1 pseudogene is annotated in these 1,687 nt (G+C 71.4%); it reads right to left on the reverse strand.

Annotation, left to right across the window (positions count from 1 at the left end):
- A pseudogene (locus tag AC27IQ_RS23965) lies at nucleotides 1-1,687 on the reverse strand (glucoamylase family protein); the annotation flags it as partial.

A 1,687-nucleotide genomic window follows, 5' to 3' on the forward strand; every position in this document is an offset into this window, starting at 1 on the left:
TCGCGTCCCCGGCCCAGGAAGCCCGCGCGGTCGGAGCCGTACTGGGGCGCCGCGGTGATCTCGCCTTCCAGCACCGCGAAATGCCCGGCCCATGCCTGCGGCTCGTGCGGCGTGCGCGGCCGGCGCGTGGCGATCAGCGCGCCGAATTCCGGCAGGTACTCGGTCAGCACGAAGAGCTTGGAGAACGCGGGATGCGCGTCGTCCGCGGCCTGCGGCGCCAGCACCACCTCGGCATAGGAGGTCACATCGATCTCGCGCGCCCGGCGCCCGCTGTTGGCCAGCGAGATGCGGCGCACCTCGCCGTCGGTCTCGCCGGACACCAGCACATCCAGCGTGGTGAGCAGGCCCTTGTCGTGGTGCGAGAACGTGGCGTGGTCCTCGCCGAACAGAACGTCGCCGTGGTGGTGGCTGGCCCCCAGGGGCTGGGTGGTGGGCGACCAGAGCTGGGCGCTCTGCACATCGCGCAGGTAGATGAAACTGCCGTGCGAATCCCGCGTGGCGTCCTCGCGCCAGCGGGTCACCGCCACCCCGCGCCAGCGGCTGTAGCCCGCGCCGGCGGCCGTGAGCATGACCGTGTAGCTGCCGTTGGACAGCAGGTGCGTGACCGGCCCCGGCGCTCCGGCCACCAGTCGGCGCACGGTGGGTGGTTGGCCCACGCCGCCGTCCAGCGAGGCCTTGACTTCTTCGGCGCGCGGCCGGTCCACCGCCACGTTGCGCGGCGTGCGCTCCTGCAGCAGCAGTTCGCTGGACTGGACCATGGGCTCGCGGTGAAAGCGCTCGCGCATGCGGCCGTCCTTCAGCACGTTGAGCAAGGCCACGATGGTCATGCCCTGGTGGTGGGCCATGTAGTTGCGCACGATGGCCACCGGCTGCCCCTCGGGCAGGCGTGTGGGCGTGAAATCCAGCGCTTCGTAGAAGCCATGGTGGCCCAGCGCGCCCAGGGCGGCCAGGCGCTCGTAGTTCAGCAGCGCCGCGCGCGGCTCCACCATGGCAGCCAGGCCGGTGGCGTACGGCGCGATGACGCGGTTGTCGCCGAGTCCGCGCTTGAGGCCCAGGCCCGGCACGCCGAAGTTGGAGTACTGGTAGGTAAATTCCCGGTCGCGCGCGTTGTAGGCGGACTCCGAGATGCCCCACGGAATGCCGAGCGCCTGCCCGTACGCGATCTGCCGCTGCACCACCAGGCGGTTCGTCTGCTCCAGCAGGCTGCCCGCGGCGCCCGCATGACCAGCGAGGGCATCAGGTATTCGAACATCGAGCCGGACCAGGAGATCAGCGCCGAACTGCCCGCAAGCGGCGTGGCAGCACGCCCCAGGCGGAACCAGTGGCGGGTGGGTGCATCGCCCTTGGCGATGGCGAAGAGGCTCGCCAGCCGGGCCTCGGACCCGAGCAGGTCGTAGCAGTTCTCGTCCAGGCGCTGCTCCACCAGGGCGTAGCCGATGGACAGCAGCTTGCGCTCCGGGTGCATCAGGAACGCGAAATCCATGGCCAGGGCCATCTCACGCGCCGTGCCGGCCAGTGCCTGCAGCCGCTGAGCCAGTGCCGGCGCCGGGGTGGGCGCCAGGGCATCTTCGGCGTGCGCCGCGGCCACGCGAGCGATCTCGCGGGTCCAGAACAGCATTTCGTCCACGCCCGGATCGCCGTCCACCGAGCCCGCCGGCGTCGCCGCGCCGGCCGCCTTGTCGGCCAG

This window comes from Acidovorax sp. KPB24-07 (assembly GCF_057543315.1).